The sequence below is a fragment of the Actinophytocola sp. genome (genome assembly GCF_049647105.1).
In the GTDB taxonomy this organism is placed as follows: domain Bacteria; phylum Actinomycetota; class Actinomycetes; order Mycobacteriales; family Pseudonocardiaceae; genus Actinophytocola.
This window is the reverse complement of record NZ_JBARWZ010000080.1, coordinates 1-2,515: the sequence shown is the minus strand read 5'-3', so window position 1 is coordinate 2,515 and position 2,515 is coordinate 1. Positions and strand designations below refer to the sequence as shown.

The 2,515-nt window shown below is 74.0% G+C and carries 1 protein-coding gene; it reads right to left on the bottom strand.

The genetic code is table 11. The features are described 5' to 3' along the window. Window positions 1–2,515 (bottom strand): acyltransferase domain-containing protein (locus WBA97_RS09920; protein ID WP_424230441.1); only part of this gene is annotated, 2,515 nt, incomplete at both ends.

The following is a 2,515-nucleotide window of genomic DNA, read 5'->3' as shown; positions in this document are numbered from 1 at the left end:
GCCCGACGGGCCGCAGCCGCAGCACGGTCCGCGTGGTGCCGTCGTGGAGCACCACGGGTTCGCCGGTGGGGTCGGCCAGTTCGGCGACGAGCGCGGCGGCCGGGTCGCCGGTCTCGATGAGCGTGGTCGTGGTGCCGGGGTACTCCCGTGCCACCGAACGGAAGAAGCCGCGCAGCCCGGTGGGTGCGCCGGGGGCCTGGACGGCGAGCAGCCGCTTCGGGCCGCCTGCGAGCACCTGCTGGAAGAGGGGGAACGCCTCGGGCAGCGGCTCGTCGCCCGCGAGGTAGACGGCGGTGTCGTAGGCGTCGGGGTCGACAGCGGCGCCCGCGGCGCGCAGCCGCTCGGTGACGTCGGCGACCGGCCCGTCCCCGAGGACGGTGACGGTGGTGCCGTTGGGCACCGTGTCACCATCGGCAGGGGCGTCCTCACCGACCAGTTCGAGCCGCTCGGGCGCGATGACCGAGCCATCGTCCACTGTGGCCGGTGCCTCGATCGGCGCCCCGTCCCGTGGCGCACCGTCGAGCAACGCGGCGATGGCGGCGGCACTGCGGGCCGCCCCGAACGACTCCAGGTCTCCCGCCGGGAGGCTCAACCGCGTGGCCAGCTCACCCGCGATCTCCGTCCGCTTGATCGAGTCGATGCTCAGATCCGCCTCCAGATCCAGCTGCGGGTCGATCATCTCCACCGGATAACCCGTGTGCTCCGCGATCACCGCGAGCACGGTCTCCAGCACCGGCACCCTCGGCGGCGCGCCGAGCAGCTCCGCGATCGCCGCGGCGGTACGCACCGCACCGAAGGACTCCACGTCGCCCGCTGGCAGGCTCAAACGCGTGGCCAGCTCACCCGCGATCTCCGTCCGCTTGATCGAGTCGATGCTCAGATCCGCCTCCAGATCCAGCTGCGGATCGATCATCTCCACCGGATAACCCGTGCGCTCCGCGATCACCGCGAGCACCGTGTCCAGCACCGAAACCGACGCGGCCGGGACCACCGGCACGGGCTCGGCGATCACCACCGGCAGCTGGACCGGCAGCTGGACCGGCATCGACACCGGTGCGGCGGGGGCGGCCCCCGACGCGCCGCCGAGGTAGCTCATCAGCACGTCACGTTGTGCGTTGATCATTTCCCTGCTGGTGCGGAGGAACTCGGCGACGAGTGCATCCGAGGACGACGCGGACGGCTGTTGCGACATGACCAACTCCGGAACTCGACGGGCAGGTTGCAGAGCACCGGGAACGACCGCACCGTCCACCCGGCGGACCAGCTGCCCGTCGACCGTCCAGGCAGGCACGGCGGGCAGCGGAACCACGTTCGGATCACGCACGTCCCGGCCCGCGAACAGCGGCCCGGTCCGCAGGTCGGCACCGGCCACCGCGAGCCGGGCGACCGCCGTCAGCAGGCCGGTGAGCCCGGTCCGGCCGCGCTCCTCCAGCGCGATCGTCTCGTGTGGATGGTCGCCGAGCACGGCACCGGTCAGCCCGCTGAGCACCCGGCCGGGCCCGACCTCCACGAAGGTGCGGATGCCCGCCTCGTACATGGCGCTGACCTGGTCGGCGAACCGCACCGGCGCACCGATCTGCGCGGCCAGCTCGGCCCGCACGTCGGCCGGGTACGGCGCCGCGGTCCGGTTCGACCACACCGGCACCTCCGGCGCACGCACGTCAAGTCCCGCGAGCGTCTCCGCGAACACCGCACCCGCGCCGGCCACCAGCGGACTGTGGAACGCGCACGCCACCGGGACCGGCTTCACCGACAACCCGGCCCCGCGCAGGGCATCCACGGCCGCCGCCACCGCGCCGGTCGGCCCGGACACGACGGTCTGCTTCGGCGAGTTCAGGTTCGCCGCCACCACCGGGAGATCGCCCAGCAGCGCGGAGACCGTCGCCTCGTCCGCGGCCACCGCGGCCATCGTGCCCTGGTCGCCGTCGCGGACCTGCGCGAGGATCGCAGCGGCACGGGCCGCGCTGGCGTCGAGCAGCTCCTCGGGGTCAAGCGCCCCCGCGACGGTCAGCGCGACCAGCTCGCCGTAGCTGTGCCCGGCCACCGCGTCCGGCCGGATCCCCAGTGCCGCGAGCACATCGGCGCCCGCCAGCTCCACCATCCCGAGCACGGGCTGGGCGACCGTCGTGTCGGTCACCTGGTTTCGTTGCGCCGCAAGCGTATCGGGGTCGAACGCGGCGGGCGGGTACAGCGCGTTCGCCCACCTGGCGCCCGCGTACAGGTGCCGGTGCGTCTCCGGGAACGCGACGAACAGCTCGGCCAGCATGCCTGGTCGCTGGCTGCCCTGCCCGGGGAACAGGAACGCGACCCCGCCTGCCTGCGGCGCACCGGTGAACAGCCCGGCGGCGGGATCGTGCTCACCGGCGGCCGCCCGCGCGAGCAGCGCCGCGAGCTCGTCGAGATCCGCCGCCACGATCGCGATCCGCACCGGCTCGTCCCGTTCGGCGGCGAGGTCGCTGCGCCTGGCCGCGCTCGCCGCGAGGTCCCGCAACCGCGGCGGGCCGCCCTCCTCGAC